The following is a 26,584-nucleotide window of genomic DNA, read 5'->3' on the forward strand; positions in this document are numbered from 1 at the left end:
CTCGACGACCGCTCGGCGGCTGACCGGGCGGCGAGACCGTCCGGTGCGCGCGGAGCGGTCTCGCCGATCTAGAGGCGGGGGAAGGCGTTTTGATGCATGCCGAGGAGGGCAGATTTCCGCCAGGCTCTCGTTGCTCGCGAGTGGCCGTTGCTCTCTGCCGGCGACGGCGGCGAGGCCGGCCCCGACGGTGAGCTCCGGTTCGTCCTCGAGCACACGGCCGGTCCGGCGGCGCCGGCGGGCGGGGTCTTCACCTCACCCACTTTCCCAAGCACCTCGAATTCCCTCCGGTGCCTGCGGGAACGGGGAATGCTCGTCGCCGGTGGGCCGCTCCCCGACCGGCCGGGAACCGGGATGACGGTGGTGCGGGTGGCCGACCCCCTCGCAGCCGAGCAGGTCGTCTCCGACGCGCAGCACGAGGACGGCAGCGTGACGTCCGGACTGCTCGACGTGACCGTGCGGCCCTGGCGGTGGCGATGACCTCCGCCGCCTCGTGCGGTCGGCCCGCCGCGTGCCGACCGCCGGTGCCCGGGACCGGCCGGTCAGTCGCGACGCGTGGCGGCGATGTCCTCGTGGTGGCGGATGACCTCCTGGACGATGAAGCCCAGGAACTTCTCCGCGAAGACCGGGTCCAGACCTGCCTCCTCCGCGAGCGCCCGAAGCCGTGCGACCTGACGACGCTCACGCTCCGGATCGGAGGCCGGGAGGCCGAGATCGGCCTTGATGTGCCCTACCTGCTGGGTGCACCGGAACCGCTCGGCGAGCATGTGGACGAGCGCGGCGTCGATGTTGTCGATCGTGCGCCGCGCGGCACGCAGCTGGTCCGGGACCCCCGCGGGCTCGTCGCTGCGGTGGGCACTGAGGCTCGTCATGCGCACCATGATGGCAGGCAGCACCGGGTGGCGTCCGAGACGACCGTCCGCCGGGCCGGGCCCGCGCAGGGCTCGCGTGGCACGTGGCGTGCGGCGCGCGAGGCGTGCGGAGCGCGGGTCAGGCGCCGTAGCGGTCCAGGACGATCTCGACGAGCTCGGCCGGCGGCTCCCCTGCCGCAGTGAGCAACGGCGCGGTGACGACGTCGGCCCCGGACCCGGCGGCGAGGTCGGCGAAGTAGCCGGGGGCCAGGAGATAGGTGGCGACGACGACGCGTCCCCCCTCGCCGGCGCCCTCCCGGGCGGCGGCGACCGCCTCGGCCAGCGGCGGCCTCGCGGCCGAGATGTAGCCGGTGCTCACCGGCCGCCTCAGCATCTCGGCGAGCATGGCGGCGGTCCGCTCGCAGTCCTCGACCGCCCGGGCGTCCGACGAGCCGGCTGCAGCCAGCACCACGCGGTCCGTGCCCGCCAGGCCCGCCTCGTCCAGGCGCCGCGCCAGCACCTCCACGAGTCGCCGGTCCGGCCCGAGCGCGCCGGCCAGCTCCGCACCACGGCGCCGCTCGGCCGCCTCGGCGAGATCGACGTGGACGTGGTATCCGGCCGAGAGGAGCAGCGGCACGATCCTTACCGGCCGCTCCCCCAGCCCTGCGAGAGAGGCCGGCACGTCGGGTTGCTGCACGTCGACGAACGAGTCCTCGACGTGGACGTGCGGCACCCGCGAACGAACGGCGTCGACGAGCGCCGCCACGGCCGCTCGGCCGGCCGCCGAGGACGTGCCGTGCGAGCAGGCCAGCAGCGCGGGCGCACCGCCGGGCGCGGCCTGCCCGTCGGTCCGCTTCTCGGCCATGCTCACACCTGTACCTCGATGACCCCGTCCCGCACGCGGACAGGGTACGTCTCCAACGCGAGGCCCTCGTTGGTGTAGCACCGGCCGGTGAGCAGGTCGTAGACCTCCTTGTGCAGGGGCGACGCCAACGTTGGGCGCTCCTCGCCGTCGACCTCACGCGAGCCGACGATCCCGCGGGCCATCACGTGGGCGCCCGTGGCGGGATCGCGGTGGGAGACGGCCGTGACCAGACCGTCCGGATCTGCGGCTGTATCGGCACCCGGCAACCGGATCAGGGCAACCTGCCGGTCGCCGACGATGGCCGCCTCGCCCCACCCCGGTTCGAGGTCCATGATCCGACAGACGCGGTGCCAGCGTCCGCGCCGAGCGGAGGTAGATGCCGTCTCGAGCAGTGCACCAGTCATGCTGACGACGGTAGGAGCGGAGTGTTTCGGGCCCGCGCGGACCGTGTTGCACGGTCGTGAAATTGTCCTCACAGCCCTTGCGCCCGGCGGTGAAACAGATGTCACGGCGGCGTTACGCCGGGGAGACGGCGGTGAAATGGCCCCTCCCTAGTCTCGACGGGCAAGCCGAGACCGGGAGGGCGCATGATCAGCGAACGTCACATCGTCGTCATCGGCGGTGGGCCGGCCGCCCACCGCTTCGTCGAGGCCATGACGGCCCGCGAGGGGGAATCGATCCGGCTGACCGTGGTCACCGAGGAGTCGTGGCTGCCGTACGACCGGGTCGCGCTCTCGAAGGCGTTGACGACGGCCGGCGAGGCGGTCGATCTCACCCTGGGGCGGGAGCTGTGGGACCGGCCCGGCGTCGACCTGCGGACCTCGACACGGGCCACGAATCTCGATGTCGCCGCACGGTCGGTCACCGTGAGCTCACCGACCGGGACCGAGGAGCTGTCCTACGACGATCTGGTCCTCGCGACCGGGTCGAACGCCGCGCGCCTGTCCGTGCCGGGCGCCGAGGCCACCCACGTCTATCGAACGCTGGACGACATCGCCGCTCTCACCGCCGAGGTCACCCGGCTGGGCGAGAAGCTCGGCAGGCCGCCGCGCGCCGTCGTCGTCGGCGGCGGTCTCCTCGGCCTCGAAGCCGCCGGTGGGCTCGCCGAGCTCGGTGCCGAGGCCACCGTCGTCAACGTGGCCGGATGGCTGATGAACGCCCAGGTGGACGAGGGAGGTGGGCAGGCGCTCGGTCGCCTCATCGCCGGAACCGGCCTGGGCGTGCGGTGCGGCGTCATGCCCACCCAGGTCCTGCGTGACGAGAGCGGCGCGGTGACCGGTGTGGCGCTGCAGGACGAGGACCCGATCGACGCGGACCTCGTCGTCGTCGCCATCGGTGTACGCCCGCGCGATGAGCTCGCTCGTGAGGCCGGACTGGACATCGGCCCGCGCGGCGGCGCGGTCATCGACGAGACCACGCGGACCTCGGCGGAGCACGTGTGGGCGATCGGTGAGGTGGCGTGTTTCGAGGGCATGTGCGCCGGCCTGGTGGCTCCGGCCAACACGATGGCCGAGGTCTGCGCCGACCGCCTCGCGCAGGGCTCGGCCACCTACCCGGGCCCGGACATGGCCACGAAGCTCAAGCTCGCCGGAGTCGACGTCGCGAGCTTCGGGGACGCGTTCGCTCGGACCGAGCAGGCCCTCGAGATCGTCTATGCCGATCCAGCGCGCGGCCTGTACCAGAAGATCGTCACCACGGACGACGCCACGACGTTGCTGGGGGGCATCTTCGTCGGTGACGCCACGCCGTACTCTGCGCTGCGTCCGCTGCTGGGCCGCGAGCTGGGGGCCGAGCCGGCCGCCTACCTCTCGGCCGGCGGCGGCGAGGCCCCGGACACCGAACTGCCGGATGACGCGGTGCTGTGTTCATGCAACAACGTGCCCGTGGGCGAGGTCCGGGCCGCCGTCGCCGGCACCGAGAGCGCGCCGCCGTGCCACGACCTCGCCGGTCTCAAGGCGTGCACGCGGGCCGGCACGCAGTGCGGCTCGTGCGTGCCGATGCTGAAGAAGACGCTCGACGCGGAACTCACCAAGGCCGGCGTCACCGTCTCCACCGCGATGTGCGAGCACTTCGAGTACTCGCGTGCCGAACTGTTCGAGGCCGTGCAAGCAACCTCCCTGGCCTCCTTCGAGGAGATCCTCGCCCGGTTCGGCACCGGCCGCGGATGCGACGTGTGCAAACCGGCCGTCGCCTCCATCCTCGCCTCACTACGCACCGAGTACGTCCTCGACGCCGGCCGAGGGACGTTGCAGGACACGAACGACCGCGCGCTGGCCAACATGCAGAAGGACGGCACGTACTCCGTCGTCCCGCGGGTGCCGGGCGGTGAGATCACCCCGCAGAAGCTCGCGGTCATCGCCCGCGTCGCCGAGAAGTACGGCCTGTACACCAAGATCACCGGCGCGCTGCGGATCGACATGTTCGGCGCCCGCCTCGAACAGCTCCCGGACATCTGGATGGAGTTGGTCGAGGCCGGCTTCGAGTCTGGTCACGCCTACGGCAAGGCGTTGCGGAACGTGAAGTCGTGCGTCGGGTCGACGTGGTGCCGCTACGGCGTGCTCGACTCCGTCTCCATGGCGATCCAACTCGAGCTGCGCTACCGCGGCCTGCGCTCACCGCACAAGCTCAAGATGGGCGTCTCCGGGTGCGCCCGCGAGTGCGCCGAGGCCCGCGCGAAGGACGTCGGCGTCATCGCCACCGCCGAGGGGTGGAACCTCTATGTCGGCGGCAACGGCGGCGCCAACCCGGCGCACGGCCGGCTGCTGGCGCAGAACCTCGACGACGAGCACCTCATCCGATATATCGACCGGTACCTCATGTACTACATCCGCACCGCCGACCGGCTGCAACGGACCGCGCACTGGATGGCCGAGCTCGACGGCGGCATCGAACACGTCCACGACGTGGTGGTGGCGGACTCACTGGGCATCGGCGCGGACCTCGAGCAGGCGATGGCCCGTCACGTCGAGCACTACGAGGACGAGTGGGCGGCGACGTTGAAGGACCCGGAGCGGCTACGCCGGTTCCGCTCCTTCGTCAACGCCCCGGCCGAGCCGGACGAGTCGACCGTCTACGTCCGTGAGAGGGGCCAGCGCCGGCCCGCCACCGCGGCGGAGCGCGCGGGTAGGCTCGAGGACGGCGTCATCCTCGACGAGGCGGCGCCCACCGAACCGGTCCTGGTGGCCGGCCTGCAGATCCCCGTCCGCGACCAGGAGGCCTGAGCGTGCTGCTCGACGCCGACCTGACCGGCCGCACGGTCCTCGTCCTCGGCGAGGCCCACGCGGCCCGCCGCGTGCTGCGCCGGACCGCCGCCGCGGGCGCCGCGGTCCGTTCTGTCACCACACCGTCCGCCCTGGCCAAGCTGCCCGACGGCGCGATCGCCGGAGTCGATCTCCTCGCCGTGGTCGGCGACGACCCGGCGTGGCAGACCGCGCTCGAGGCGCTGCACGCACGTGGCCGCCGCGCCGGTTGGACCGTCCCGCTGGTGGTCCGTGAGTCGGCCGCGGCACCTGGCGGCCAGATCATCCTCGTCGGCGGCGGGCCGGGCACCACCGAGCTGCTGACCGTCGGTGGCCGCGCCGCGTTGCGGGAGGCCGACGTCGTGCTCTACGACCGGCTCTCCCCGTGGGAGGACCTCGCCGAGCTGACCGGCGGCGCCGAGCTCGTCGACGTCGGTAAACGGCCCGGCCACCACGCCGTCCCACAGTCACGCATCCAGGAGCTGCTGGTGGACCACGCCCGTGCGGGCAAGACGGTGGTCCGGCTCAAGGGAGGTGACCCGTTCGTCTTCGGCCGAGGTCGCGAGGAGCTCGGTGCCGCGCTCGAGGCAGGTGTCCCGGTCTCCGTGATCCCGGGGGTCACCAGCGCCGTCGCCGTGCCGGCCGCCGCCGACATCCCGGTCACGCACCGGGAGCGCAGCCACATGGTCACGTTCGTCTCCGGCCACGCCCCACTTTCCGACGCGGAGCACCACCACCTGGCCGGGCTGGTCACCGGGGGCGGGACACTGGTGGTCCTCATGGGGGTCGGAACGCTCAACCAGCTGGTGGCAGGCCTGCGGCGGGCCGGCATGGCGGCCCGGACGCCGCTTGCCGTCGTCGAGCGCGGCTACCGCATCGACCAGGCGACGACCTACGCGACCCTGGAGACGGCCGCGCGGGGCGCCCTCGCCGGGGCCACGTCCCCTGCTGTGCTCGTCGTCGGTGAGGTGGTCCGCCTCGGTCGGGACTGCCCGGATGAGATCGCGCTCGCCGTCGATGCGGTGACCGGGGCGGTGCCGTGACGCAGGCGGTCGAGTTCGGCCCGGACCAGCTCACCGGATTCCGGATCGGGGTGACCTCGGACCGCCGTGCCGAGGACCTGATCGCGGCGTTCGAGCGTCGTGGCGCGGAGGTGCTGCACGCTCCGGCGCTGCAGATCGCGCCCGTCTCCGAAGACCTCCAGCTCATCGCGGACACCCGCGCGGTGCTCGCCGCGCATCCGGACGTCACGTTGGTCACGACGGCGTACGGCATGCGGCGATGGGCCGAGGCCGCCGACGCCGCCGGTGTGGGCGAGGACCTCCTCTCCGCCCTGGAGCACTCGCGGATCCTGGTACGCGGCCCCAAGGCGCGCGGTGCGGTCCGTGCGGCGGGACTGAACGACACCGGCATCGCCGCCGACGAGCGGACCTCCTCGCTGGTCGACATGCTCCTGGCCGACGGCGTGGACGGGCTGACGATCGCCGTCCAGCTGCACGGTTACACCGACACCGAGCAGCTCGAGCGGCTGCGGTCCGCCGGGGCCACGGTGCTGACCGTCGAGCCGTACCGGTGGGTACGTCCGGAGGGCACCGATCGGTTGCCGCGCCTCATCGATGCGGTGCGGTCGCGGCAGATCGACGTCGTGACGTTCACGTCGGCACCGGCGGTGGACGCACTGCTCAGCCGGGCACAGGAGCTGGGCCGGTTCGACGAGCTCGTCGAGGCGTTCCAGGAGGACGTGGTCGCCGCCGCGGTCGGACCGGTCACGGCCGCTCCGGTGCTTGCTGCGGGGATCGAGCCGATCCAGCCCGACCGGTATCGGATGGGAGCGCTGATCCGACTGGTGTGCGAGCACCTCGCGGAGCACCGCACCAGCGAAATCCCCACCGCACTCGGCACCGTCCACCTGCGCGGGCGCTCGGTGGTCCTCGGTGACCGCGCCGGCACGCTCGCCCCGGCACCACTGGCGCTCTTCCGCGCCCTCGCCGAGGCCAGGGGCGGCATCCTCACGCGCAGCGAGCTGATCACCTGCCTACCGGAGTCCGGCGGCGAGCACGCCCTCGACATGGCGATGAGCCGGCTCCGGCAGTCCCTGCCCGACTCGCGCCTGGTGGCGACAGTGGTCAAGCGGGGCTACCGCCTCCAGGCGTGAGGCGTGAGCCGGCGGCGTCACGATCTCACCGGCCGCTGCAACACCCGTGAGACAGCGGTGACGAAGACTTAACGGCTCGGAGCCAGCCGTGTAACAGCCTTTCCGTAACGTCGCGGTCATGACGGCACAACAGACCGCACGGTCCGCCGCCCCTAGCGGCTCCGGGCTCGGCCTGCGCCGACGCCCCGGCCGCTGGCTGGAGGGCTGGGACCCGGAGGACACGGCACAGTGGGAGTCCGAGGGACGTGCGATCGCGCGGGTGAACCTGCGCTGGTCGATCTTCTGCGAGTTCCTCGGGTTCGTGGTCTGGCAGCTGTGGTCCATCGTGGCCGTCCAACTGCCCGCCGCGGGGTTCGACCTGACCTCCTCTCAGGTGTTCTGGCTCATCTCTGTGCCCTCGCTGGTGGGCGCGACACTGCGGATCCCCTACACGTTCATGGTTCCGCTGTTCGGTGGCCGGAACTGGACCACGATCTCCGCGCTGCTGCTGCTCATCCCCGCGGTCGGGCTGGCCGTGGCGGTCTCCGACCCCGGTACCCCGTTCGGCGCGCTGCTCCTGCTCGCCGCGGTCGCCGGCTTCGGCGGCGGAAACTTCGCCTCGTCGATGGCGAACATCACCTTGTTCTACCCGGCGCGGGAGAAGGGCTGGGCGCTCGGCCTCAACGCCGCCGGCGGGAACGTCGGTGCCGCCGTCGCCCAGCTCGTGGTGCCGATCGCGATCTCCATCGGCGCCGTCGCCACGCTCAACCTGCCGCTCGCCGGGCTGGTGTGGGTCCCGCTCATCCTCCTCGCCGCGTGGGGCGCGCGGCGGTTCATGCACAACATCGCCGACGCCCATGGCGACGTCGCGGGCTCCCTGGCGGCGCTGCGCGAGCCGCACCTGTGGGTGATGTCCTTCCTCTACGTCGGCACGTTCGGCTCGTTCATCGGCTTCTCCGCCGTGTTCCCCAAGCTCATCGCCGATGTCTTCCCCGCCTTCTCCACCTTCGCCGTCGCCGGCGCGGCCCTGTCGCTGTCCTTCCTCGGACCGCTGGTCGGATCCCTGTCCCGCCCGTGGGGCGGCAAGATGGCCGACCGGTTCGGCGGCGCCGCCATGACGACGACCGCGTTCCTCGTCATGGCGGCCCTCGCGCTGGCCGTGGTCCTCACCCTGCCGGTGGCGAACTTCTGGCTCTTCCTTGCTCTCTTCCTCGTCCTCTTCGTGGCCAGCGGCTTCGGCAACGGCGCGACCTACAAGATGATCCCGACGATCTTCGCCGTCCGGGGCAGGACCCGGGAGGCCTCGGCCGCCCTCGGCCTGATCTCCGCCGTCGGGGCCTACGGCGGCTTCCTCGTGCCGCAGGTGCTGAACCTGTCGGCCAGCACCACCGGCAGCTACGACGGCGCATTCTTCGGCTTCGTCGCCACGTACGTCGTGATGACCGCCGTCGTCGTCACGGTCTATCTGCGGCCCGGCTCGCGGTTCGCGAAGGCCGGGGTGTGAGGCGCATGACGACGGCGGCACGTCCCGTGGCCACAGCCACGCACTGCCCGTACTGCGCCCTGCAGTGCGCGATGACGCTGACGCCTGACGCACAGGACCGGCTCGAGGTCACCGGCCGTGACTTCCCGACCAACCGGGGCGGCCTCTGCCGGAAGGGATGGACCGCGGCCGAGCTGCTGAACTCCGCCGAGCGGCTGCACACCCCGTTGCGGCGCCGCAGCGACGGATCGTTCACCGAGATCACCTGGGACGAGGCGCTCGACCGCACCGCCGCGGCGATCGCCGGCACACGCCGGGACCACGGCGCCGACGCCGTCGGGGTCTTCGGCTCCGGCGGACTGACGAACGAGAAGGCGTACCAGCTCGGCAAGTTCGCCCGCGTCGGCATCGGGACCTCCCGGATCGACTACAACGGACGGTTCTGCATGTCCTCCGCGGCCGCGGCCGGACGTCGCAGTCTCGGGATCGACCGCGGCCTGCCCTTCCCGGTGAGCGACCTGGACGAGGCGGACACCGTACTGCTGCTGGGCAGCAACGTCGCGGACACGATGCCGCCGTTCGTCCAGCACCTCTCCGGCGCCCGGGCACGGGGCGGGCTGATCGTGGTCGATCCCCGGCGTTCCGCCACGGCGAATCTCACCAGGGACGGCCAGGGGCTCCACCTGCAGCCCGCGCCGGGGACGGACATGGTCCTCCTGCTCGGTCTCGCCCACGTGGTGGTCCACGAAGGGCTCGTGGACGAGGAGTTCGTCGGGACCCGCACCGAGGGCTACCGGGCCCTCGTCCGCAGCCTCGCCGCCTGGTGGCCGCACCGCGTCCAGGCGCTGACAGGTGTGCCGGCGGCCCTGCTGCGCACGACCGCGCATCGGTTGGCACAGGGCCGCGCCTACATCCTCACCGGCCGTGGCGTGGAACAGCACACGGACGGCACGGACACCGCGGCAGCCGCCATCAACCTGGCGCTGCTGCTGGGACTGCCCGGCAGCCGGCACGGCGGGTACGGGACCCTCACTGGCCAGGGCAACGGGCAGGGCGGACGCGAGCACGGACAGAAGTCTGACCAGCTTCCCGGTTACCGGGCCATCACCGATCCGGCGGCCCGGGCACACGTCGCCGGCGTCTGGGGTGTGGCGGAGACGAGCCTGCCGGGACCGGGGCTGCCGGCCGTCGAGCTGCTGGCCTCGCTCGGCCGGCCCGGCGGAGTCCGGTGCCTGCTGGTGCACGGCTCCAACCCGGCCGTCTCGGCTCCCGACGTCACCGCGGTCGTCGAGGGACTGCGACGGCTCGATTTCCTCGTGGTTGCCGACTTCGTGATGTCCGAGACGGCCGCGGAGGCCGACCTCGTCCTCCCGGTCCCGCAGTGGGCCGAGGAGGAGGGCACCATGACCACCCTGGAAGGGCGGGTGGTGCGCCGCCGGCGGGCCGGCCCGCCGCCCGAGGGCGTGCGGGACGAGCTGTGGATCCTCGCCGAGCTGGCGGCCCGACTGGACTCCCCCGCCTCCTTCGACGACGATGCCGAAACGGTCTTCGATGAGCTCGCCCGCGCCTCGGCCGGCGGACCGGCGGAGTACGCGGGGATCGATTACCGCCTGCTCGAGGAGACCGGCGGTGTGCACTGGCCGTGCCCGCCCGGCTCGAGCGGCACACCCCGGCTCTTCCTCGAGTCTTTCGGCCACCCGGACGGACGCGCTCGGTTCGTCCCGGTGCGTCCCGCGGCGCCGCTTCCCGACACCGCGCCCGATGCCGACCTCACACTGGTCACCGGTCGGCTGCTCGAGCATTACCAGTCCGGCGCGCAGACACGGCGGGTGACGGAACTGGCGCGCACCCGCCCGGAATCTCGCCTCGAGATCCATCCGGCGACGGCGGACCGGCTCGGGCTGGCCGACGGGCAGTGGGCCGAGGTCGAGGCCGCCGCGGGCACCGCACGCGCCCGCGTGCAGGTCAGCGCCGACGTCCGGCCGGACACGGTGTTCCTGCCGTTCCACTTCGGCGGGAGCGAGCGCGCGAACCTCGCCACCCGGCAGCTCACCGACCCTGTCTCCGGGATGCCGGAGTTCAAGACCACCCGCGTGCGGATCCGCCCTGTCCTCGAGCCGGATCGCCGGACCGGCGGTGGTGAGGTCCACGCCGCCTCGGCGCCCACGGGCAGGGCCACGGATCGGCACGCGGAGGAGGAGGTGACCAACGCATGAGTGCGTCATCGTCCAGGGCGGAACGCGTCGTCGTCGTCGGCTTCGGTCCGGTCGCGGCCCGGCTCGTGGAGGAGCTGCGGCCGGCGGTCCGCGCCGGCGATGTCGAACTCCTCGTCCTCGGTGAGGAGGCCGTCCCGGCGTACAACCGCGTCCTCGTCGGCGATCTGGCGGTCGGTCGCACCGACGAGGAGAGCCTGACGATGGCCGACCTCGACGACCTCGCGGCCGACGGCGTCCAGGTCCTGCTGGAGACGCCGGCGGCGGCGATCGACCGCAGGACGCGGCAGGTGGTCCTCGCCGACGGCCGCACGGCGCGCTACGACCGGCTCGTGCTCGCCACCGGCGCCCAGGCAGCCATCCCGCCGCTCGCCGGCTTCGACCCCGGCAAGCGGCTGCTGCCACACGGCGTGACCGCGTTGCGGGACCTTGCCGACGCTGCCCGGGTCGGTGCCGCGGTGCGGGCCCGGCGGCGGATCGTCGTCCTGGGGGCCGGGGCGCTGGGGCTCGAGACGGCCCTCGCCGCGGCCGAGGAAGGCGCGCAGGTGAGCCTCGCCTTCACCGGTGACGTGCCGCTCGAGCGCAACATCGATCTCGGTGGCGGGCGAGTGCTGCTGCGAGAACTGCGGCGCCTGGGCATCGAGGTGGTCCGCTCGGCGACGGCCACGGGGGTCGACGTCGACGAGGACGGGGCGTTCCGCGCGCTGGTCCTGGACGACGGGCGCGAGATCCCAGGAGAGATGCTGCTGCTCTCCGTGGGCGTCCGCGCGCGCACCGAGCTGGCGCGGACCTGCGCGCTCGGCGTCGGCAAGGGGGTCCTCGTCGACCACGAGCTGCGCGCCGACGCGGACGGGACGATCTTCGCCATCGGCGACTGTGCCGAGGTGTGGTGCTCGCGCCCGGACTGCGAGCACTGCGCCGGCCGGGAAGGCCGCGGACCGGCCGGACTGGTGGGGCCTGGGTGGCGCCAGGCCTCCTGGCTCGCCCGCCGGCTGACCGGCGGCGCCGAGGCGATGGCGGCCGAACCGCCGGATCTCATCCTCCTCAAAGCACGCTCGATCGACCTGGTCGCAGCCGGCCGGGTCACCCCGGAGCCGTGGGACGACGACGGACCCGACTCGGCCGACGTCGCCGTGTGGGCCGATCCGCAGCACGGCCGGTACGCCAAGATGGTGACCCGCGGCGGGGTGCTCGTCGGCGCCGTCTGCGTGGGAATGCCACGGACGGCGGCCGAGCTGACGCTGCTCTTCGAGCAGGGCGGGGAACTGCCCGCCGACCGGACCACGCTGTTCCGGCTGGACGGCGCCGACGCGTCCGACTCAGGCACTCCGCCCGGGCCGGAGTCCACGGTGTGCCGGTGCACCGGCGCCACCCTGGGCGCGATCGAGGAGTCGATCGAGGCGGGTTGCTCCACTGTCACCGAGGTGGGCCGGAAGACCCGGGCGGGCACGGGTTGCGGGAGCTGTCACGAGACGATCCGCGAACGCCTGGCCGCCTGGGCGGCGTCCGCCGGCGCCACCACCGGCTGAGCCGCCGGCCTGGCCTTTCGCGGGTACGCCCGGGCTACCGCGGGTCCCGGCCCGCGTCACCGCTGAGGGTGAAGGCGTGCGCCGCCGGGGTCGCGCGGTCGTCCCAGCGCAGCAGCGCCGCCACGCCGTCGGGCACGTCCATGGCAGCGTCGTCGACCACGGTGATGCCTGCCCCCTGGCCGAGAGCGGCCTGCCCGACAGCCAGGTCCGCACGCACCTCGTGGGGTGCCGTCGCGCCCATCTCGACGACGTCGGAACGGTCACCGAGCTGGAGTGGGTCGTTCCCGACCCACACGGTGGACCGGGCCAACGTGGACGGCGGGCCCGCCGCCGACTCGGTCAGCAGCAGATCGCCCACCTGCCCCCGGCGCAGCACGTCGAGGACGGCATCCCGCCCGGTGACAGCGGCACCGTCTTGGCCGTGCACCTGCCGGAAGGTGTCGAGAACCTGCTCCCGGCGCCGCAGTCGGTACTGCTCGAGGACGTCGGTGACATGCTGCTGGAACGTCTCCGACTTCGCTCCGGCGGAGCGCGACCCGCCGTCCACGGTTAGGACCAGTTCCTTGGCGGCGTGCCCGAGCTCGTCCTCCACCAGAGCGCGGGCTCGCACATCGCCGGTCAGCAGGAGCAGCTCGGGCCGCAGCTCGGCCACCAGCCGGTCCAGCTCCCCGGCGACGGCCTCGGCGTTGCGCTCCCAGGAGTCCTCGGCCCGTGATTCATAGCGGCGGTGCGACCAGCCCCCGGTGTTCGCCTTCGACAGTTCGTCGTGCCCGCCTTCGTAACTCTCGCCGCCGTCGTACCCGGCGGGGGTGCCGGCCTGGGAGGTGGCCGAGATGTGGTACGTGACGTCGGTTCCGGAGCGGTCGACCGCCGCGAGCAGATAGCGCACGTGCTCGTCGGCGGCGCGGGCCAGGGCGAAGGCGTTCAGGCCGACGACGGCGTCATCCTGGGCCGGGGGCTCGGCGAGCACGCAGTCGAGATGAACCTGTCCGCCGGCGGCCACCAGGACGCGACCGTGCCGCCCGGCGGCATTGCTGATGTCACGGACCCGGTCGTCCAGCGCGGCCAAGGTCTCGCCGTCGAGCTGGTCCTCGACGCCGCGACGCAGGTCCTTCCACCGGGTGAGCACAGCTTGCACGCCCGTCTCCGACTCCCGGGTGGCGTCCATGACCACCGTCACGAGCGGGACATCGGTGGGCAGGTCCGACGTGATGCGGTCCAGGTGCATCGGTCACCTCGCTGAGCGTGTGTCGACTTCCGGGTCCGTCCAGGGTGACGTACCTGAAGCCGGCTCGCCAGCGATGCCGATCCTGACGCCGGCGTGAGCGCCGACGGCCGCGCCGCCGCCGGTCGAGTGAGGAGGTCAGGCCGACTTCTCGCGCGGGGTGCGGCGTTTGGTCTTCTCGCGCGGCACGAGCGTCGGATTCACGTTCTCCAGCACGACCTCACGGTTGACGACCACGCGGGCGACGTCGTCACGAGAGGGCACCTCGAACATCACGTCGCGGAGCACCTCCTCCATGATGGCGCGGAGACCACGCGCGCCGGTCCCCCGCAGCAGCGCCTGGTCGGCGATGGCCTCCAGCGCGTCGTCGGTGAACTCGAGCTCGACGCCGTCGATCTCGAACATGCGCTTGTACTGCTTGACGAACGCGTTCTTCGGCTCGGTGAGGATTCGCACCAGGGCTTCGCGGTCGAGCTGCGGCACGGTGCCCACCACGGGCAGGCGTCCGACGAACTCAGGGATGAGGCCGAACTTGTGCAGGTCCTCGGGGCGGACCTCGGAGAAGAGGTCGACGTCGTCGTCGGCGGAACGCAGCGGCGCTCCGAAGCCGATGCCGCGCCGGCCGACGCGAGCGGAGATGATCTCGTCCAGCCCCGCGAAGGCACCGGCCACGATGAACAGCACGTTCGTCGTGTCGATCTGCAGGAACTCCTGGTGCGGATGCTTGCGGCCGCCCTGTGGCGGCACCGAGGCCTGCGTACCTTCGATGATCTTCAGCAGTGCCTGCTGGACACCTTCGCCGGAGACGTCGCGGGTGATCGACGGGTTCTCGCTCTTGCGGGCGATCTTGTCGATCTCGTCGATGTAGATGATGCCCTTCTCGGCCTTCTTGACGTCGAAGTCGGCGGCCTGGATGAGCTTGAGGAGAATGTTCTCCACGTCCTCACCCACGTAGCCGGCCTCGGTCAACGCCGTCGCATCCGCGATCGCGAACGGCACGTTGAGCATCTTCGCCAGCGTCTGGGCGAGGTAGGTCTTCCCTGTGCCGGTGGGCCCGATCAGCAGGATGTTCGACTTCGCGATCTCGACGGGATTCTCGTCCCGCTCGCCGGACTCGGCCGACTGGACGCGCTTGTAGTGGTTGTAGACCGCCACGGCCAGCGCCCGCTTCGCCCGGTCCTGACCGACGATGTACTCCTCGAGGAAGTCGAAGATCTCGCGCGGCTTGGGCAGGTCGACGAGCCCGAGTTCGCTGGCCTCGGCCAGCTCCTCGTCGATGATCTCGTTGCACAGGTCGATGCACTCGTCGCAGATGTACACGCCGGGACCCGCGATGAGCTTCTTGACCTGCTTCTGGCTCTTCCCGCAGAACGAGCACTTGAGCAGATCTGCTCCCTCACCTCGCGCCACGCTCCACCACCATCTCGTCCGTTACTGCGACCCGCCGGACGTTCCGACGACCACTGCCCATTCCACACCACGAGGCGTGGTGTTGTCCTGCTTCTTCCGTGGGCGAGTCAGGTCCGTTCCGCTACGGGCGGAGCGGACCTGACTCGTCCCTCACGAGTGCCCTCCGCCTCGGGTTCGTCAGGCCTCGGTGAGTTGGGGGGCCTTGCGGGACTCGAGCACCTGGTCGACCAGGCCGTACTCGCGAGCCTGCTCGGCCGTGAGCATCTTGTCGCGCTCGATGTCCTCGCGGACCTGCTCGACCGGCGTGTCCGAGTGACGCGAGATCGCCTCCTCGAGCCAGGTCCGCATCCGCTGGACCTCTTCGGCGTAGATCTCGATGTCCGACGCCTGCGCGTATCCGCCACCTTCCAGCGAAGGCTGGTGGATCATGACGCGCGCGTTCGGCAGTGCCAGACGCTTGCCCGGCGAACCGGCGGCGAGCAGCACGGCGGCAGCGGAGGCGGCCTGCCCCAGGCACACCGTCTGGATCTGCGGCTTGATGTACTGCATCGTGTCGTAGATCGCCGTCATGGCCGTGAACGAGCCACCGGGCGAATTGATGTACATGGTGATCAACCCGTCCGGGTCCTGGCTCTCCAGCACCAGCAGCTGCGCCATGATGTCGTCCGCCGACGCGTCGTCCACCTGAACGCCGAGGAAGATGATCCGGTCCTCGAAGAGCTTGGTGTAGGGGTCCTGGCGCTTGTAGCCGTACGCCGTGCGCTCCTCGAACTGGGGCAGCACGTAGCGCGAGGACGGCATGACCGGAGCGGTGCCGCCGGGCCGCGGCTGGGCCTGACCGGACGCGCCCTGGGCGTAGTAGTCGAAGTTCATGGGGGGCTCTCCTGTGGGGTGGTTGTCGCGGGCCGGGGCGGTCACTGCTGGTTCTCGTCGGTGCCGGCACCGCCAGGCACGGACGCCGCGTGCTCGACGACGCGGTCGATGAAGCCGTACTCCAGGGCCTCAGGCGCGGTGAACCAACGGTCGCGGTCAGCGTCGCGGTTGATCTGCTCCACCGTCTTGCCGGTCTGCTCGGCCGTCAGCTCGGCGAGCGTGCGCTTCATGTGCAGGATCAGCTCGGCGTTGATCCGGATGTCGGTCGCGGTGCCGGCGATCCCGCCGGAGGGCTGGTGCATCATCACCCGGGCGTGCGGGGTGGCGTACCGCTTGCCCTTCGCCCCGGAGGAGAGCAGGAACTGCCCCATGGAGGCGGCCATCCCCATCGCGACGGTGGCGACGTCGGGCTGGACGAACTGCATGGTGTCGTAGATCGCCATGCCGGCGGTGATGGAGCCACCCGGGGAGTTGATGTAGAGGAAGATGTCCTTGTCCGGGTCCTCCGCGGCCAGCAGCATCATCTGGGCGCAGATGGCGTTGGCGTTGTCGTCACGCACCTCGGAACCGAGCCAGATGATCCGCTCGCGCAGCAGCCGGTTGTAGATGTTGTCGTTCAGGGTCATGCCGGCGGAGTCGCTCCTCGCCTGCGGCATCCGATCGCTCACGTGCTGCTCCTTCTCGTGCCGGGCCGGACAAGCCTCGGCGTCTGGGCCGGTTGATCGTGCGTCCTGCCGACACTAACGCCGCGCCTGCCGCGACCTTTCCCGGAAGGTGGCCTTTTCGCTCACGGCGCACGACGGCGATGGGCGCCCACGGTGCCGCCGGAATGGGCGAATGCCACCGGCACGTGTGCCGCTACGGGCCACCGCGTCCAGCGGTCCGGTGGCCCGCCGGAGAGTCGGCAAGGGCCCGGCACCTACCGGTACCGGGCCCTTACTTGAGGTGCGACGCGAACGACCTACGCCGTCTCGTCCTACTTGGTCTCGGCCTACTTCGTCTCGTCCGTCTGCTCGGCGGTAGCCTCCGGAGCCTCGCCCGATTCGGCGGCCTCGTCGGAGCTGTCCGCGGAGTCAGCGCTGTCCGGGCTGTCCCCCGACTCCGGGCTGTCCCCCGACTCGGGGCTCCCCCCCGACTCGGGGCTCTCCGCCCCCTCCGCCGCGTCGGTGTTCTCAGCCGCACCAGCGGCCTGGGCTGCCTCTTCCTGGGCCTGGGCGTCCTCCTCGTCCGAGCCGATGTACTCGGTCAGGTCGAGGGTGTTGCCGTCGCTGTCGGTGACGGTGGCCCGGCGCAGCGCCACGGCGAGCGCCTTGTTCCGGGCGATCTCGCCCATGAACGCCTGGATCTGGCCGGTCTGGGAGGCAGCCTGGATGAACTGGTTCGGCTCCATGCCGTACTGCTGGGCGCTCTGCACCAGGTACTCGAGGAGTTCGTTCTGGCCGACCTGAACCTCGAGCTTCTCGGCGAGCGTGTCGAGCAGGATCTGGTCCCGCACCAGACCGGCGACCTCCTCGCGCACCTCCTCACCGTGCGGATCACCCGGCTCCTTGCCCTCTGCCTCGAGGTGCCGGTTGATCTCGGACTCGATGACCCCGGCCGGTGCCGGGACGTCGATCTCGCTGCGCAGCTTCTCCAGCAGGGCGTCGCGGGCCTGGACGGCCTGCTCGCCACCCTTGTCCGCAGCCACCTGCCCGCGCAGGTCCTCGCGCAGCTCCTCGACGGTGTCGAACTCGGAGGCCATCTGGGCGAAGTCGTCGTCCGCCTCGGGCAGGTCCCGCTCCTTGACGGCACTCGGAGTCACCGTCACCACGGCCTCCTCCCCGGCGTGGTCACCGCCGACCAGCGTCGAGGTGAAGGTCGTCGTCTCACCGGCGGTCAGACCGGTCAGGGCCTCGTCCAAGCCGTCGAGCATGGTGCCGGCACCGACCTGGTAGGAGATCCCGGAGACGGAGTCGACCTCCTCGTCCCCGACCTTGGCGGACAGGTCGATGGTGACGAAGTCCCCCTCCTGGGCGGCTCGCTCGACACCGACGAGGCTGCCGAACCGCTCCCGCAGCTCGTCCAGCTTGGCGTCGACGTCGGCGTCGGTGACCTCCGCCGACTCGACGGCCAGCGTGATCGCGGACAGGTCGGGGATCTCGAGCTCGGGACGGACATCGACCTCGGCCTCGAAGACGAGCTGGCCGCCGGCGGCACCGGTCAGGTTCGGAACCTCGGTGACGTTGATGCTGGGCTGGCCCATCGGCCGCACCTCGGACTCGGTGATCGCCTGGCTGTACAGGCCCGGCACGGCGTCGTTGACGGCGTGCTCGATGATGGCAGCACGGCCGACACGCTGCTCGAGGACCCGGGGCGGGACCTTGCCCTTGCGGAAGCCCGGGACGTTGACCTGCTCGCCGATGTGGGCATAGGCGTGGTCGAGGTTCGGCTTGAGCTCGTCGTACCCCACCTCCACGGTCAGTTTGACGCGGGTCGGTTCGAGGTTCTCGACGGCGCTCTTCACAGTGTGCTCTCCATGACGTTCACGGTGGGGCGCGGCCAGGACTCGGCGCGCACAGACCGATCAATCCTAGGGCACATCGTCCGGCGCGAGCACACCGGAGCCGCCGCACAGGAGCGGCGATCTTCCTCACGTCGGCACCGACGCCCTGCCGCCCGCTCCTCCGGTCGAGGCGCGGACCGAGATCTGGAACGCGGCGTCGACCCGCCGAGGAGCTCCGGCCGCGCCGGTGATCCGGGCCTCGAGCAGGTCGACGGCGCTGCGCGCGATGTCGTCCCGGCCGAAGTGCACCGAGGTGAGTGTCGGCGCCGAGTACTGCGCCTCCTCGATGTCGTCGAACCCGATGATCGCGACGTCCTCGGGCACGCGCAGGCCCCGCGTCTGCAACTCGTGCATGGCCCCGATGGCGAGGGTGTCGTTGAGGCCGAACACGGCGTCCGGCACCGCCCCGGCGTCCAGGATCTGCGCGAGGGCCTGTGCACCGGCGGCGCGGCCCCAGGGCCCGGCCGTTCCGTACAGAGCGGGGTCGAGCGCGATCCCGGCCTCCCGCAGCGCCTGTTCGTAACCCGTGACGCGCAGCGCCGCAGAGCCGACCTTCTCCCCGGGGTGGACCCCGACCACGGCAATCCGCCGGCGCCCGACGGAGAGCAGGTGCTCGGTGGCCGCCTTCGCGGCCTCGGTGTTGCGCATCGTCACGTGATCGACCCGGTCGGAGAAGACCCGCTCGCCGAGCAGGACCAGCGGCGGCCGCGTCGGCAGCAGGTGCTCGTCCTCGGGTCCGAGCGCGAGCGGCGAGAAGATCAGACCGTCGGTCACCGTCCGCCGCGACCCGTGCAGGGCGTCCATCTCCCGTCCGCGGTCGTCACCGGTCTGCTCGATGACCACGACAAGGCCCCGCTCCTCCGCCGCGGCGATGACCGACTCAGCGAGCTCGGCGAAGTACGGCAGGGAGAGCATGGGCAGGGCCAGTCCGATCAGGCCTGTCCGTCCCCGCCGCAGGTTCCGCGCCGAGGCGTTGAGCTGGTACCCAAGCTCGGCGATCGCCGACATCACCCGCTCGCGGGTCTCCGGGCGCACGTAGGGGTAGTCGTTGACGACGTTGGAGACGGTCTTGACCGAGACCCCGGCCAGCGTGGCGACGTCCTGCATGGTTGCGGCCACCGTCGCTCACTCCTCTCCGGGGCCGCCGGCCGTGCCCGGGTGCTCCGCGTCCCCGTCCCAGAGCCCCCGGGCGATCCTCTCAGGATCCCAGGCGGATCATGCTCCAGGACACCGGCGGCAGCTCGACGCTCAGCCGGGCGTCGTCGAGACCTGCCGAGGTGTTCGGCCGCGGCAGCACCGAGGTCGAGTCCGCGGCGGTCGCCTGCCAGGTGTGATCCGGGTTGGCCAGCGTCACGGCCTCGTGTACCCGGCTCACGCCCAGCGACCGCACGTCGAGACTCAGCCCGACCGGCTCGGTGACCGAGCGGTTGACGACGAACACCACGGCGCCGTCGTCGTCCCGGGTGGCGACCAGGTCGATCGCGGACACCTCGCCGAACTGGGCCGTCTCGACGGTGGGCGCCGCCACCGCCGGGCGCAGCACCTCGCCGGCTGCGTGCCGGGCGGTGAGGGCGAACGGGTGGAAGGTGGTCTGGCGCCAAGCCGGTCCGCGGTCCTCCGTCATGATCGGCGCGATGACGTTGACGAGCTGAGCCAGGCTCGCCGCGTGCACGCGGTCGGTGTGCCGCAGCAGGGAGATGAGCAGGTTGCCCACCACGACGGCGTCGGCGACGTTGTACCGGTCCTCGAGCAGTACCGGGGCCACCGGCCAGTCGTCGCCCGACGGCGGACGAGACTCGGCGCGCTTCTGGTACCAGACGTTCCACTCGTCGAACGAGATGTGCACCCGCTTGGACTGCTTGCGTGCCGCCCGGACGTAGTCCGCGGTCGCGGCGACCGAGTCGATGAAGTAGTCCATGTCCGTGGCGCTGGCGAGGAAGCTGGCGAGGTCGCCGTCGTCCTCGTAGTAGTAGGCGTGCGCGCTGATGTGGTCGACGTGCTCGTACGCCTCGCGCAGCACGGTGGCCTCCCACTCGCCGAACGTCGGCATCCGCGAGTTGGATGACCCGCACGCCACGAGCTCGAGATCCGGGTCGATCATGCGCATGGCACGGGCGGTCTCGGCCGCCAGGCGCCCGTACTCCTCCGCCGTCTTGTGCCCGATCTGCCACGGGCCGTCCATCTCGTTGCCCAGGCACCACATGCGCACCCGGTACGGGTCCGGTGCCCCGTTGGCCCGGCGCATGTCAGCGAAATGCGACCCGCCGGGCACGTTGCAGTACTCGAGGAGATCGAGAGCCTCCTGGACGCCCCGCGTGCCGAGATTGACCGCCATCATCGGCTCCACGCCGGCCTTGGCCGTCCACCGCATGAACTCGTCGACACCGAAGGTGTTCGGGTCCGTGGAGTGCCAGGCCAGGTCCAGTCGTGCCGGCCGCCGGTCCACCGGCCCGACGCCGTCCTCCCAGCGGTACCCGGAGACGAAGTTGCCACCCGGGTAACGCACCGTGGTGGTGCCGAGCTCCCGCACCAGCTCGAGCACGTCGGTGCGCAGTCCGTCCTCGTCCGCCTGGGGGTGGTCCGGCTCGAAGATGCCGTGGTAGACGCACCGGCCGAGGTGTTCGACGAACGTGCCGAACGTCCGGGGCCGGACCGGACCGACCACGAACGCGCGGTCGAGGACGGCGGAGGCAGTGAGCATGGTTCTCCTTGCTGGTTGCGTGCTGGTTGCGTGCTGGCTGCTGGTTGGGTGGCTGGTGCTCGTGGACGGTGTCCGGATCAGGTGCCGGTGATGCCCGACGTCGCGATGCCCTTGATGATCTGCCGCTGGAAGAAGAGGAAGGCGAGGATCAGCGGCAGGGCACCGAGCACGTTCTGCGCCATGATCTGCGCGTACTGGATGCCGTAGAAGCTGAGCACGGTCTGCAGACCGACGGGCAGGGTCATGATGTTCGCGTCGTTGATGGCGATGAACGGCCACAGGAAGTTGTTCCACGCCTGGATGAACACGAAGATCGAGACCGCTCCGAGGATGGGCCGCGAGAGCGGCAGCACGATCTGCAGGAAGATTCGCATCCGGCTGGCGCCGTCGATCATCGCCGCCTCCTCGAGCTCGTGCGGGATGGCGTCGAAGAACCGCTTGAGGATGAACACCATCGGCGCCGCGACCACCTGGGGAAGGATGATCGCCCAGTAGGTGTCGACGAGGTTGAGGTCCACCATCTGCTGGAACAGCGGGACGATGAGGATCTGCGCCGGGATGAGGATCGAGGCGACGATGACGGCGAGGGCCGCCTTGCGCCCCGGGAAGTCCATCCGGGACAACGCGTAGCCCGCGAGCGCGCTGATGACCAGCGTGATGGCAGTGATCGCACCGGCCGTGAGGAGGCTGTTGAACGCCCAGCGTGGGACAAGACTGTCGTTGAGCACGTCCCGGAAGGCCTCGGTGGTGAAGCCGGACTCCGGGACGATGGTGATCGGGTAGGACGCCGCCTCGGTCTCCGGCTTGAACGCGGTCAGCGCCGCCCACAGCACCGGCATGAGCCAGGTGATGGCGATGACGGCGAGCACCACGTACGCGACCACGGTCATCGGTCGCAGACGGCGCTTGTTCGCGGGAATGCTGGTGTCGGCCAACCGGTCGGCCGTCGTCGACCCGACCGTCGGGGTGGCAGCGGCGGCACTCATGAGCGGGCCCCTCTCCGGCTGTTGATCATCATGTAGACGATCGAGACGAGAATGATGAGGAAGAAGAACAGGTACGAGATCGCAGAGGCGTAGCCGAGGCGGTATCCGGTGAAGCCGACCTCGTAGACGTACTGCAGGATCGGCCGGGTTGCGCCGCCGGGGCCGCCGGCCGTCATCTGGTAGATCTGATCGAAAACCTTGAGTGAGGCCAGGATCTGCAGGATCAGCACCAGCACCGTGGTCGGCGCGAGCTGGGGAACCGTGATGGACCAGAACTGGCGCCAGGTCCCGGCGCCGTCCAGCGAGGCCGCCTCGTAGAGCTGGTCCGGAATGGCCTGCAGCGCCGAGAGGTAGAGCAGGAAGTTGAACCCGATGGTCCACCACACGGTGGCGATGACGACGGCGAGCATCGCCGTGTTCGGGTCCTGCAGCCACGCGATGGGGCCGATGCCGACCCAGCGCAGCACCTCGTTGACCAGTCCGAGCTCAGGGTTGTAGAGCCAGATCCAGATCTGGGAGATGACGGTCGAGGCGAAGAGATAGGGCATGAAGATGGACAGCCGCCACAGCCACTGCCCCTTCACACCGCTGTTGACCAGAGTGGCGAAGAGCAACGGCAGGATCACCAGCGGCACCGTGGTCAGCACGGTGAACCAGATGGTGTTCCACAGCGAGCTCCAGACCTCCGGGTCGGCGAAGGCCTCCGCGTAGTTCTCGAAGCCGATGGGATCGGCGTTGGCACCGGTGAGGCTGCGACCGGTGAAACTCATCCACAGCCCGGAAACGGTCGGCCAGACCAGAAACATGATGAAGGCGACGGCGAACGGCGCCATGTAGAGCCAGCCGCGGAGTGCATCCGGGCGCTTGACGGGGTTGACGGGGGGCGGGGTCGCGGCGACGTCGGCGCCCACCGGCTCCCGCGGTTCGGTTGTTGTGGTCATCGTCGTCCCTTCCGCCTCACAGCGGGCTCGGCTTGGCGAGCAGCTCGTTGATGCGGTCGATGAAGTTCTGCAGGCCACGCTCGGGCGGCACGGCGCCGGTGTAGACCTGCAGCAGGTGGTCGCCGAAGTACTCGGAGAAGTCGGCCCCGGAACCCGTGAAGTAGGCCGGCGGGTCGTAGACGGCGTGCTCGGCCGCCTCGGCGTAGTCGGCCTGCGGGTCGAGCTGGGAGTACTCCTCGCTCTCCAGGACCGGCAGGTAGACGGGGAGGTGCCCGGCGTCGGCCCACTGGACGGAGGACTTCAGGAGCGAGGCAACCATCTCGTGGACCATGCGCCGCTTGTCCGGGTCAGGGCTCGACTGGTGCGGCAACACGAAGGAGTGGGAGTCGCAGTAGGCCGCGGGCCGGCCGAAGATCGGCGGGATCATCTGCATGCCGAACGGGACACCCTGGTCGCGGTAGCTCTGGATCTCCCACACACCGCCCATGAACATGCCGGCGCGCTGGGTGCCGAACTCGGCGATGGCGGAACTGCCGAGATTGCTGGCCGAGGCGACCTCGCCGTCGAGGAGTGACCTGATCCATTCCAGGGTGCGGATCGCCTTGTCCTCGTCGATCTCCATCGGCCCGCCCTCGGGCAGGTTGATGGTGCCGCCCATCTGGGTGTACCAGGTGTCGAACATCCGCCACATATTGGCGGCGTCGTCGAGGTAGCCGTAGGACAGACCGTGCCCACCGGTCACCTCGCCCATGCGCAGGGCGACGTCGCGGAACCCCTCCTCGGTGTCCACACCCTCGAGGAGCCCGTCCGGGCCGAGCACCCCGGCCTGCTCGGCGACGTCGGTGTTGTAATAGAGGACGAACGGGTGCATATCGAGCGGGATCGCCTTGAGCTCGTCGCCGTAGAAGCCCTTCTCCCACACCGTCTCCGGGAAGGTGTCCGGGCCGACGCCCAGTTCCTCGAGCAGATCGAGGTCCCAGCTGTCCAGCATCCCGCCGGGGGCATAGCCGGGCAGCCGCGCGATGTGCATCACCGCGACGTCCGGGGCCCGTCCGCCGGCCGAGGCCATGGCGAGCTTGGTGTAGTAGGGCCGCCCCCAGGCCAGCACGGTCTCGTTGACGGTGACGTCGCCGTGCTCACCCTGGAAGTCCTCCAGCATGCGGGTGAGGATCTGCCCGTCGGGCCCGGTGAGCAGATGCCAGAAGTCGAGGGTGCCGCCGGTGAAGGCGCTCGCCGCGCCTGAGCAGCCCCCGAGTCCCAGCGCGGCGGCGCCGCCGAGCGCGCCCGCGCCGAGCAGGAAGTTCCGGCGCGACGGCCCCGGGGGTGCGGCCCCGTTTCTCGTCGTGCGGTGGCCGGGCACGTGCGGCCCGGCCCTGTGGGTGCGTCCGTTCATCCGGCGACTCCTTCGTCTGCGGTCTCTGCGGCCGATCGATGCGATCCGCGTCCGTCCTCTACATCGATGTATGACCCGGGAACCTACATCGATGTAGAAGCGAGGTCAACGCCCGGGGGTCTCGATTCACGCCGTAACGGACGGATCACCCCGCAGACTCGTCCAGTTTGCCGCGCCGTCGATATGCGCTCACCCGACCCCACAAGGGTGGAGGGGCCGGTCCCGGCCGGGGCCGGCGTTACCCCATCACGAGGAGTCTCATGAAACGGCATGTCTGGAAGGGCGTCGGGCTGACCGGCTCGGCCGCCGCACTGGTCGTGGCCACGTCGGTCCCCGCAGCCGCCGGCGGGGTTCCCGCGGCGCCGCACGGCCCGGAGAACGTCATCGTCCTCATCGGTGACGGAATGGGCTACAACCAGATCTCGCAGGCCTCTCTCTACGCGCACGGGACGAGCTACACCGAGGTCGTCTCCGACGGCGAGGGCGGCGTGCGCGAGGTCCGGGGCACTCCCACCGAGGTGTACGAGTCCTTCCCCGTCCAGGTGGACATGCAGACGTTCCCGGAGGGCGGATCATACGACCCGCAACGCGCGTGGACCGACTTCGACTACGTCGCTGAGGGGGCGACCGACTCGGCGGCCGCCGGCACGGCGATGGCCTCCGGCACGAAGACCACGAACGGCGCCCTCGGTGTCGACGCGCAGGGCAATCCGGTCGAGAACCTCTCCGAGCGGGCGATCGCGCAGGGCAAGTCCGCCGGCGTCGTCTCGTCGGTGCCCTACTCGCACGCCACTCCGGCCGCGTATGTCGCGCACGAGGCGGACCGGAACAACTACCACGAGATCGCCGACCAGGAGCTTGCCTCCGAGCTGTCGGTGGTCATGGGCGCCGGCCATCCGTACTTCGACGACTCGCACGAGCGGCTCGACGAGCCCGAGTACGGCTACATGAGCGAGGAGTCCTACGAGGCGCTCGCCGCGGGCGAGACGGACTGGTCTTACATCGAGGAGGCCTCCGACTTCGAGGACCTCGCCAGCGGTGAGACCCCGGAGCGCGTGTTCGGCATTCCGCAGGTGGGCTCGACCCTCCAGCAGGGCCGGGCGGGCGACTCGGACGAACCCTACGGCGACCCGCTCAATGACGTGCCCAGCCTGGCGACCATGACGGCCGGAGCTCTCAACGTCCTGGACGAGAACCCGGACGGCTTCTCGCTCATGGTCGAGGGCGGGGCCATCGACTGGAGCGGACACGCCAATGACTCTGCGCGCAACATCGAGGAGACCCTCGAGTTCAACGAGGCCGTGGAGACGGTCACCGACTGGGTCGAGGAGAACTCCTCCTGGCGCGAGACGCTGGTCATCGTCACGGCCGACCACGAGACCGGCTACCTCGAGGGCGCGGACGCGAACCCGGACTGGACCGCCCTGACCGGCCAGGCCGGCGAGGTGCCGAACGTGTCGTGGAACTCCACGAACCACACCAACATGCTCGTTCCCGTGTTCGCCCAGGGAGCCGGCGCCAAGGAACTCGGACGCCTGGCCGACATGACGGACCCGGTCCGCGGCGCGTACCTGGACAACACCGACCTGGCCAACCTGTTTCTCGAGGACTTCTGGGCCGACAGGTCCGGGAACGGGAACGGGAACGGGAACGCGCACGGGCATGGCCACGGTCACGGACGCGGCCAGGGCCACGGCCACGGCAATCGCTGAGTCGACGGCCGCCGGCGACGTCGGGATGGCGGGACTTGAACCCGCGACCTTCCGCTCCCAAAGCGGACGCGCTACCAAACTGCGCCACATCCCGGCGGCGCCGGCCGGGCCGGCGCCGGTGCCCGATTCTACGGGCCGCCGGGCACCCGCCCGACCAGCACCGTGATGCTCACCTGACACTCCGGCGGCAGGCGAGCTGATCGTCCGGTGGCAGACGCACGGGCCCCGGTCCGGCGGTGATCATCACCACCGGCGGGCCGGGGCCGCACCACGACCGGGAGCCGTTAGACTCGACGTCGCACGTCCCTCGCGGACCTGTGCGGGTGTAGCTCAATGGTAGAGCCTCTGCCTTCCAAGCAGATGGTGCGGGTTCGATTCCCGTCACCCGCTCCGTGTGATGTCTCAGGACATCGGAATGGCCCGGACCCACGGTTTGTGGGTTCGGGCCATTCGTCATTTCGGTAGTGGTGTTGTCTGTGGCTGATAGTTG

20 protein-coding genes, 2 tRNA genes and 1 pseudogene are annotated in these 26,584 nt (G+C 70.8%); 9 read left to right on the forward strand and 14 right to left on the reverse strand.

Annotated elements, in window-relative coordinates; genetic code table 11:
• Positions 1 to 96 precede the first annotated feature (96 nt).
• Positions 97 to 477: a YciI family protein gene (locus ACFSE6_RS18185; RefSeq protein ID WP_388010750.1), complete on the forward strand. Its 381-nt coding sequence runs from the start codon at positions 97 to 99 to the stop codon at positions 475 to 477.
• A 62-nt stretch (positions 478 to 539) separates the two neighbouring features.
• Here the strand turns inward: ACFSE6_RS18185 and ACFSE6_RS18190 are convergent, their stop codons facing one another.
• The 3 genes from ACFSE6_RS18190 to ACFSE6_RS18200 all read right to left on the reverse strand — a co-directional run bounded on the left by ACFSE6_RS18190 (position 540) and on the right by ACFSE6_RS18200 (position 2,117).
• Positions 540 to 869 (reverse strand): chorismate mutase, encoded by a 330-nt coding sequence (locus ACFSE6_RS18190; protein ID WP_388010753.1) that lies wholly within the window; start codon positions 867 to 869, stop codon positions 540 to 542.
• Positions 870 to 987: 118 nt separating this feature from the next.
• Positions 988 to 1,713, reverse strand: coding sequence for a sirohydrochlorin chelatase (locus tag ACFSE6_RS18195; RefSeq protein WP_388010756.1), 726 nt, complete (start codon positions 1,711 to 1,713; stop codon positions 988 to 990).
• Positions 1,714 to 1,715: 2 nt separating this feature from the next.
• Positions 1,716 to 2,117 (reverse strand): nitrite reductase (NAD(P)H) small subunit, encoded by a 402-nt coding sequence (locus ACFSE6_RS18200; protein WP_388010759.1) that lies wholly within the window; start codon positions 2,115 to 2,117, stop codon positions 1,716 to 1,718.
• Positions 2,118 to 2,300: 183 nt separating this feature from the next.
• On the opposite strand from ACFSE6_RS18200, the gene nirB reads away from it, so the two are divergent.
• The 6 genes from nirB (at position 2,301) to ACFSE6_RS18230 (ending at position 12,311) form a co-directional block, all read left to right on the forward strand.
• Entirely contained in the window at positions 2,301 to 4,934 is a 2,634-nt protein-coding gene (gene nirB, locus ACFSE6_RS18205) for a nitrite reductase large subunit NirB (RefSeq protein WP_388010762.1), read from the forward strand.
• A 2-nt stretch (positions 4,935 to 4,936) separates the two neighbouring features.
• Complete coding sequence (gene cobA, locus ACFSE6_RS18210; RefSeq protein ID WP_388010765.1) at positions 4,937 to 5,995, forward strand: uroporphyrinogen-III C-methyltransferase; 1,059 nt, start codon at positions 4,937 to 4,939, stop codon at positions 5,993 to 5,995.
• On the forward strand, positions 5,992 to 7,107 hold the full coding sequence (locus ACFSE6_RS18215; RefSeq protein ID WP_388010768.1) for a uroporphyrinogen-III synthase: 1,116 nt from the start codon (positions 5,992 to 5,994) through the stop codon (positions 7,105 to 7,107). Before cobA ends, ACFSE6_RS18215 begins: the two co-directional genes overlap by 4 nt.
• 118 nt (positions 7,108 to 7,225) lie before the next feature.
• Positions 7,226 to 8,590 carry an MFS transporter gene (locus ACFSE6_RS18220; protein ID WP_388010771.1) on the forward strand — a complete coding sequence of 455 codons (1,365 nt, stop codon included), beginning with the start codon at positions 7,226 to 7,228 and terminating at the stop codon, positions 8,588 to 8,590.
• Positions 8,591 to 8,595: 5 nt separating this feature from the next.
• Complete coding sequence (locus tag ACFSE6_RS18225; RefSeq protein WP_388010773.1) at positions 8,596 to 10,785, forward strand: molybdopterin oxidoreductase family protein; 2,190 nt, start codon at positions 8,596 to 8,598, stop codon at positions 10,783 to 10,785.
• Positions 10,782 to 12,311 (forward strand): FAD-dependent oxidoreductase, encoded by a 1,530-nt coding sequence (locus ACFSE6_RS18230; RefSeq protein ID WP_388010775.1) that lies wholly within the window; start codon positions 10,782 to 10,784, stop codon positions 12,309 to 12,311. The genes ACFSE6_RS18225 and ACFSE6_RS18230 overlap by 4 nt, the downstream gene beginning before the upstream one ends.
• A 34-nt stretch (positions 12,312 to 12,345) precedes the next feature.
• Here the strand turns inward: ACFSE6_RS18230 and ACFSE6_RS18235 are convergent, their stop codons facing one another.
• From ACFSE6_RS18235 to ACFSE6_RS18280, 10 genes and pseudogenes are all read right to left on the reverse strand, one after another.
• Positions 12,346 to 13,539, reverse strand: coding sequence for a baeRF2 domain-containing protein (locus tag ACFSE6_RS18235; RefSeq protein WP_388010778.1), 1,194 nt, complete (start codon positions 13,537 to 13,539; stop codon positions 12,346 to 12,348).
• A 135-nt stretch (positions 13,540 to 13,674) separates the two neighbouring features.
• Positions 13,675 to 14,946, reverse strand: a complete 1,272-nt coding sequence (gene clpX / locus ACFSE6_RS18240) for an ATP-dependent Clp protease ATP-binding subunit ClpX (RefSeq protein ID WP_388010781.1) — start codon at positions 14,944 to 14,946, stop codon at positions 13,675 to 13,677.
• Between the two features lie 177 nt (positions 14,947 to 15,123).
• Positions 15,124 to 15,747 carry an ATP-dependent Clp protease proteolytic subunit gene (locus ACFSE6_RS18245; protein ID WP_388010811.1) on the reverse strand — a complete coding sequence of 208 codons (624 nt, stop codon included), beginning with the start codon at positions 15,745 to 15,747 and terminating at the stop codon, positions 15,124 to 15,126.
• A gap of 113 nt (positions 15,748 to 15,860) precedes the next feature.
• Positions 15,861 to 16,532: pseudogene (locus tag ACFSE6_RS18250) on the reverse strand (ATP-dependent Clp protease proteolytic subunit); the annotation flags it as partial.
• Positions 16,533 to 16,810: 278 nt separating this feature from the next.
• Positions 16,811 to 18,322 carry a trigger factor gene (gene tig, locus ACFSE6_RS18255; protein WP_388010784.1) on the reverse strand — a complete coding sequence of 504 codons (1,512 nt, stop codon included), beginning with the start codon at positions 18,320 to 18,322 and terminating at the stop codon, positions 16,811 to 16,813.
• A 126-nt stretch (positions 18,323 to 18,448) separates the two neighbouring features.
• Positions 18,449 to 19,480, reverse strand: a complete 1,032-nt coding sequence (locus ACFSE6_RS18260) for a LacI family DNA-binding transcriptional regulator (RefSeq protein WP_388010787.1) — start codon at positions 19,478 to 19,480, stop codon at positions 18,449 to 18,451.
• A gap of 79 nt (positions 19,481 to 19,559) precedes the next feature.
• Positions 19,560 to 21,062: an arabinosylfuranosidase ArfA gene (gene arfA / locus ACFSE6_RS18265; protein WP_388010790.1), complete on the reverse strand. Its 1,503-nt coding sequence runs from the start codon at positions 21,060 to 21,062 to the stop codon at positions 19,560 to 19,562.
• 77 nt (positions 21,063 to 21,139) lie between these two features.
• Positions 21,140 to 22,048 carry a carbohydrate ABC transporter permease gene (locus tag ACFSE6_RS18270; RefSeq protein WP_388010793.1) on the reverse strand — a complete coding sequence of 303 codons (909 nt, stop codon included), beginning with the start codon at positions 22,046 to 22,048 and terminating at the stop codon, positions 21,140 to 21,142.
• Entirely contained in the window at positions 22,045 to 22,989 is a 945-nt protein-coding gene (locus tag ACFSE6_RS18275; protein ID WP_388010796.1) for a carbohydrate ABC transporter permease, read from the reverse strand. The genes ACFSE6_RS18270 and ACFSE6_RS18275 overlap by 4 nt, the downstream gene beginning before the upstream one ends.
• A 16-nt stretch (positions 22,990 to 23,005) precedes the next feature.
• Positions 23,006 to 24,382: an extracellular solute-binding protein gene (locus ACFSE6_RS18280; protein ID WP_388010799.1), complete on the reverse strand. Its 1,377-nt coding sequence runs from the start codon at positions 24,380 to 24,382 to the stop codon at positions 23,006 to 23,008.
• A 260-nt stretch (positions 24,383 to 24,642) separates the two neighbouring features.
• Between ACFSE6_RS18280 and ACFSE6_RS18285 the strand changes: the two genes are divergently transcribed.
• Positions 24,643 to 26,094 (forward strand): alkaline phosphatase, encoded by a 1,452-nt coding sequence (locus tag ACFSE6_RS18285; RefSeq protein ID WP_388010802.1) that lies wholly within the window; start codon positions 24,643 to 24,645, stop codon positions 26,092 to 26,094.
• Positions 26,095 to 26,114: 20 nt separating this feature from the next.
• On the opposite strand, the gene ACFSE6_RS18290 is transcribed toward ACFSE6_RS18285, so the two are convergent.
• Positions 26,115 to 26,188 (reverse strand) — tRNA-Pro (locus ACFSE6_RS18290).
• A 225-nt stretch (positions 26,189 to 26,413) separates the two neighbouring features.
• Between ACFSE6_RS18290 and ACFSE6_RS18295 the strand changes: the two genes are divergently transcribed.
• Positions 26,414 to 26,484, forward strand: a tRNA-Gly gene (locus tag ACFSE6_RS18295).
• Positions 26,485 to 26,584 lie beyond the last annotated feature (100 nt).

Source organism: Georgenia deserti, from assembly GCF_042680605.1.
Taxonomy (GTDB): Bacteria; Actinomycetota; Actinomycetes; order Actinomycetales; family Actinomycetaceae; genus Allobogoriella; species Allobogoriella deserti.

Coding starts and splice junctions, on each gene's coding strand:
- ACFSE6_RS18275 (WP_388010796.1), bottom strand. CDS start 22,989: ATGACCACAACAACCGAACCGCGGGAGCCGGTGGGCGCCGACGTCGCC.
- arfA (WP_388010790.1), bottom strand. CDS start 21,062: ATGCTCACTGCCTCCGCCGTCCTCGACCGCGCGTTCGTGGTCGGTCCG.
- ACFSE6_RS18220 (WP_388010771.1), top strand. CDS start 7,226: ATGACGGCACAACAGACCGCACGGTCCGCCGCCCCTAGCGGCTCCGGG.
- nirB (WP_388010762.1), top strand. CDS start 2,301: ATGATCAGCGAACGTCACATCGTCGTCATCGGCGGTGGGCCGGCCGCC.
- ACFSE6_RS18235 (WP_388010778.1), bottom strand. CDS start 13,539: ATGCACCTGGACCGCATCACGTCGGACCTGCCCACCGATGTCCCGCTC.
- ACFSE6_RS18200 (WP_388010759.1), bottom strand. CDS start 2,117: ATGACTGGTGCACTGCTCGAGACGGCATCTACCTCCGCTCGGCGCGGA.
- ACFSE6_RS18195 (WP_388010756.1), bottom strand. CDS start 1,713: ATGGCCGAGAAGCGGACCGACGGGCAGGCCGCGCCCGGCGGTGCGCCC.
- ACFSE6_RS18270 (WP_388010793.1), bottom strand. CDS start 22,048: ATGAGTGCCGCCGCTGCCACCCCGACGGTCGGGTCGACGACGGCCGAC.
- ACFSE6_RS18190 (WP_388010753.1), bottom strand. CDS start 869: ATGACGAGCCTCAGTGCCCACCGCAGCGACGAGCCCGCGGGGGTCCCG.
- ACFSE6_RS18280 (WP_388010799.1), bottom strand. CDS start 24,382: ATGAACGGACGCACCCACAGGGCCGGGCCGCACGTGCCCGGCCACCGC.
- ACFSE6_RS18225 (WP_388010773.1), top strand. CDS start 8,596: ATGACGACGGCGGCACGTCCCGTGGCCACAGCCACGCACTGCCCGTAC.
- ACFSE6_RS18245 (WP_388010811.1), bottom strand. CDS start 15,747: ATGCCGTCCTCGCGCTACGTGCTGCCCCAGTTCGAGGAGCGCACGGCG.
- ACFSE6_RS18285 (WP_388010802.1), top strand. CDS start 24,643: ATGAAACGGCATGTCTGGAAGGGCGTCGGGCTGACCGGCTCGGCCGCC.
- ACFSE6_RS18185 (WP_388010750.1), top strand. CDS start 97: ATGCCGAGGAGGGCAGATTTCCGCCAGGCTCTCGTTGCTCGCGAGTGG.
- ACFSE6_RS18230 (WP_388010775.1), top strand. CDS start 10,782: ATGAGTGCGTCATCGTCCAGGGCGGAACGCGTCGTCGTCGTCGGCTTC.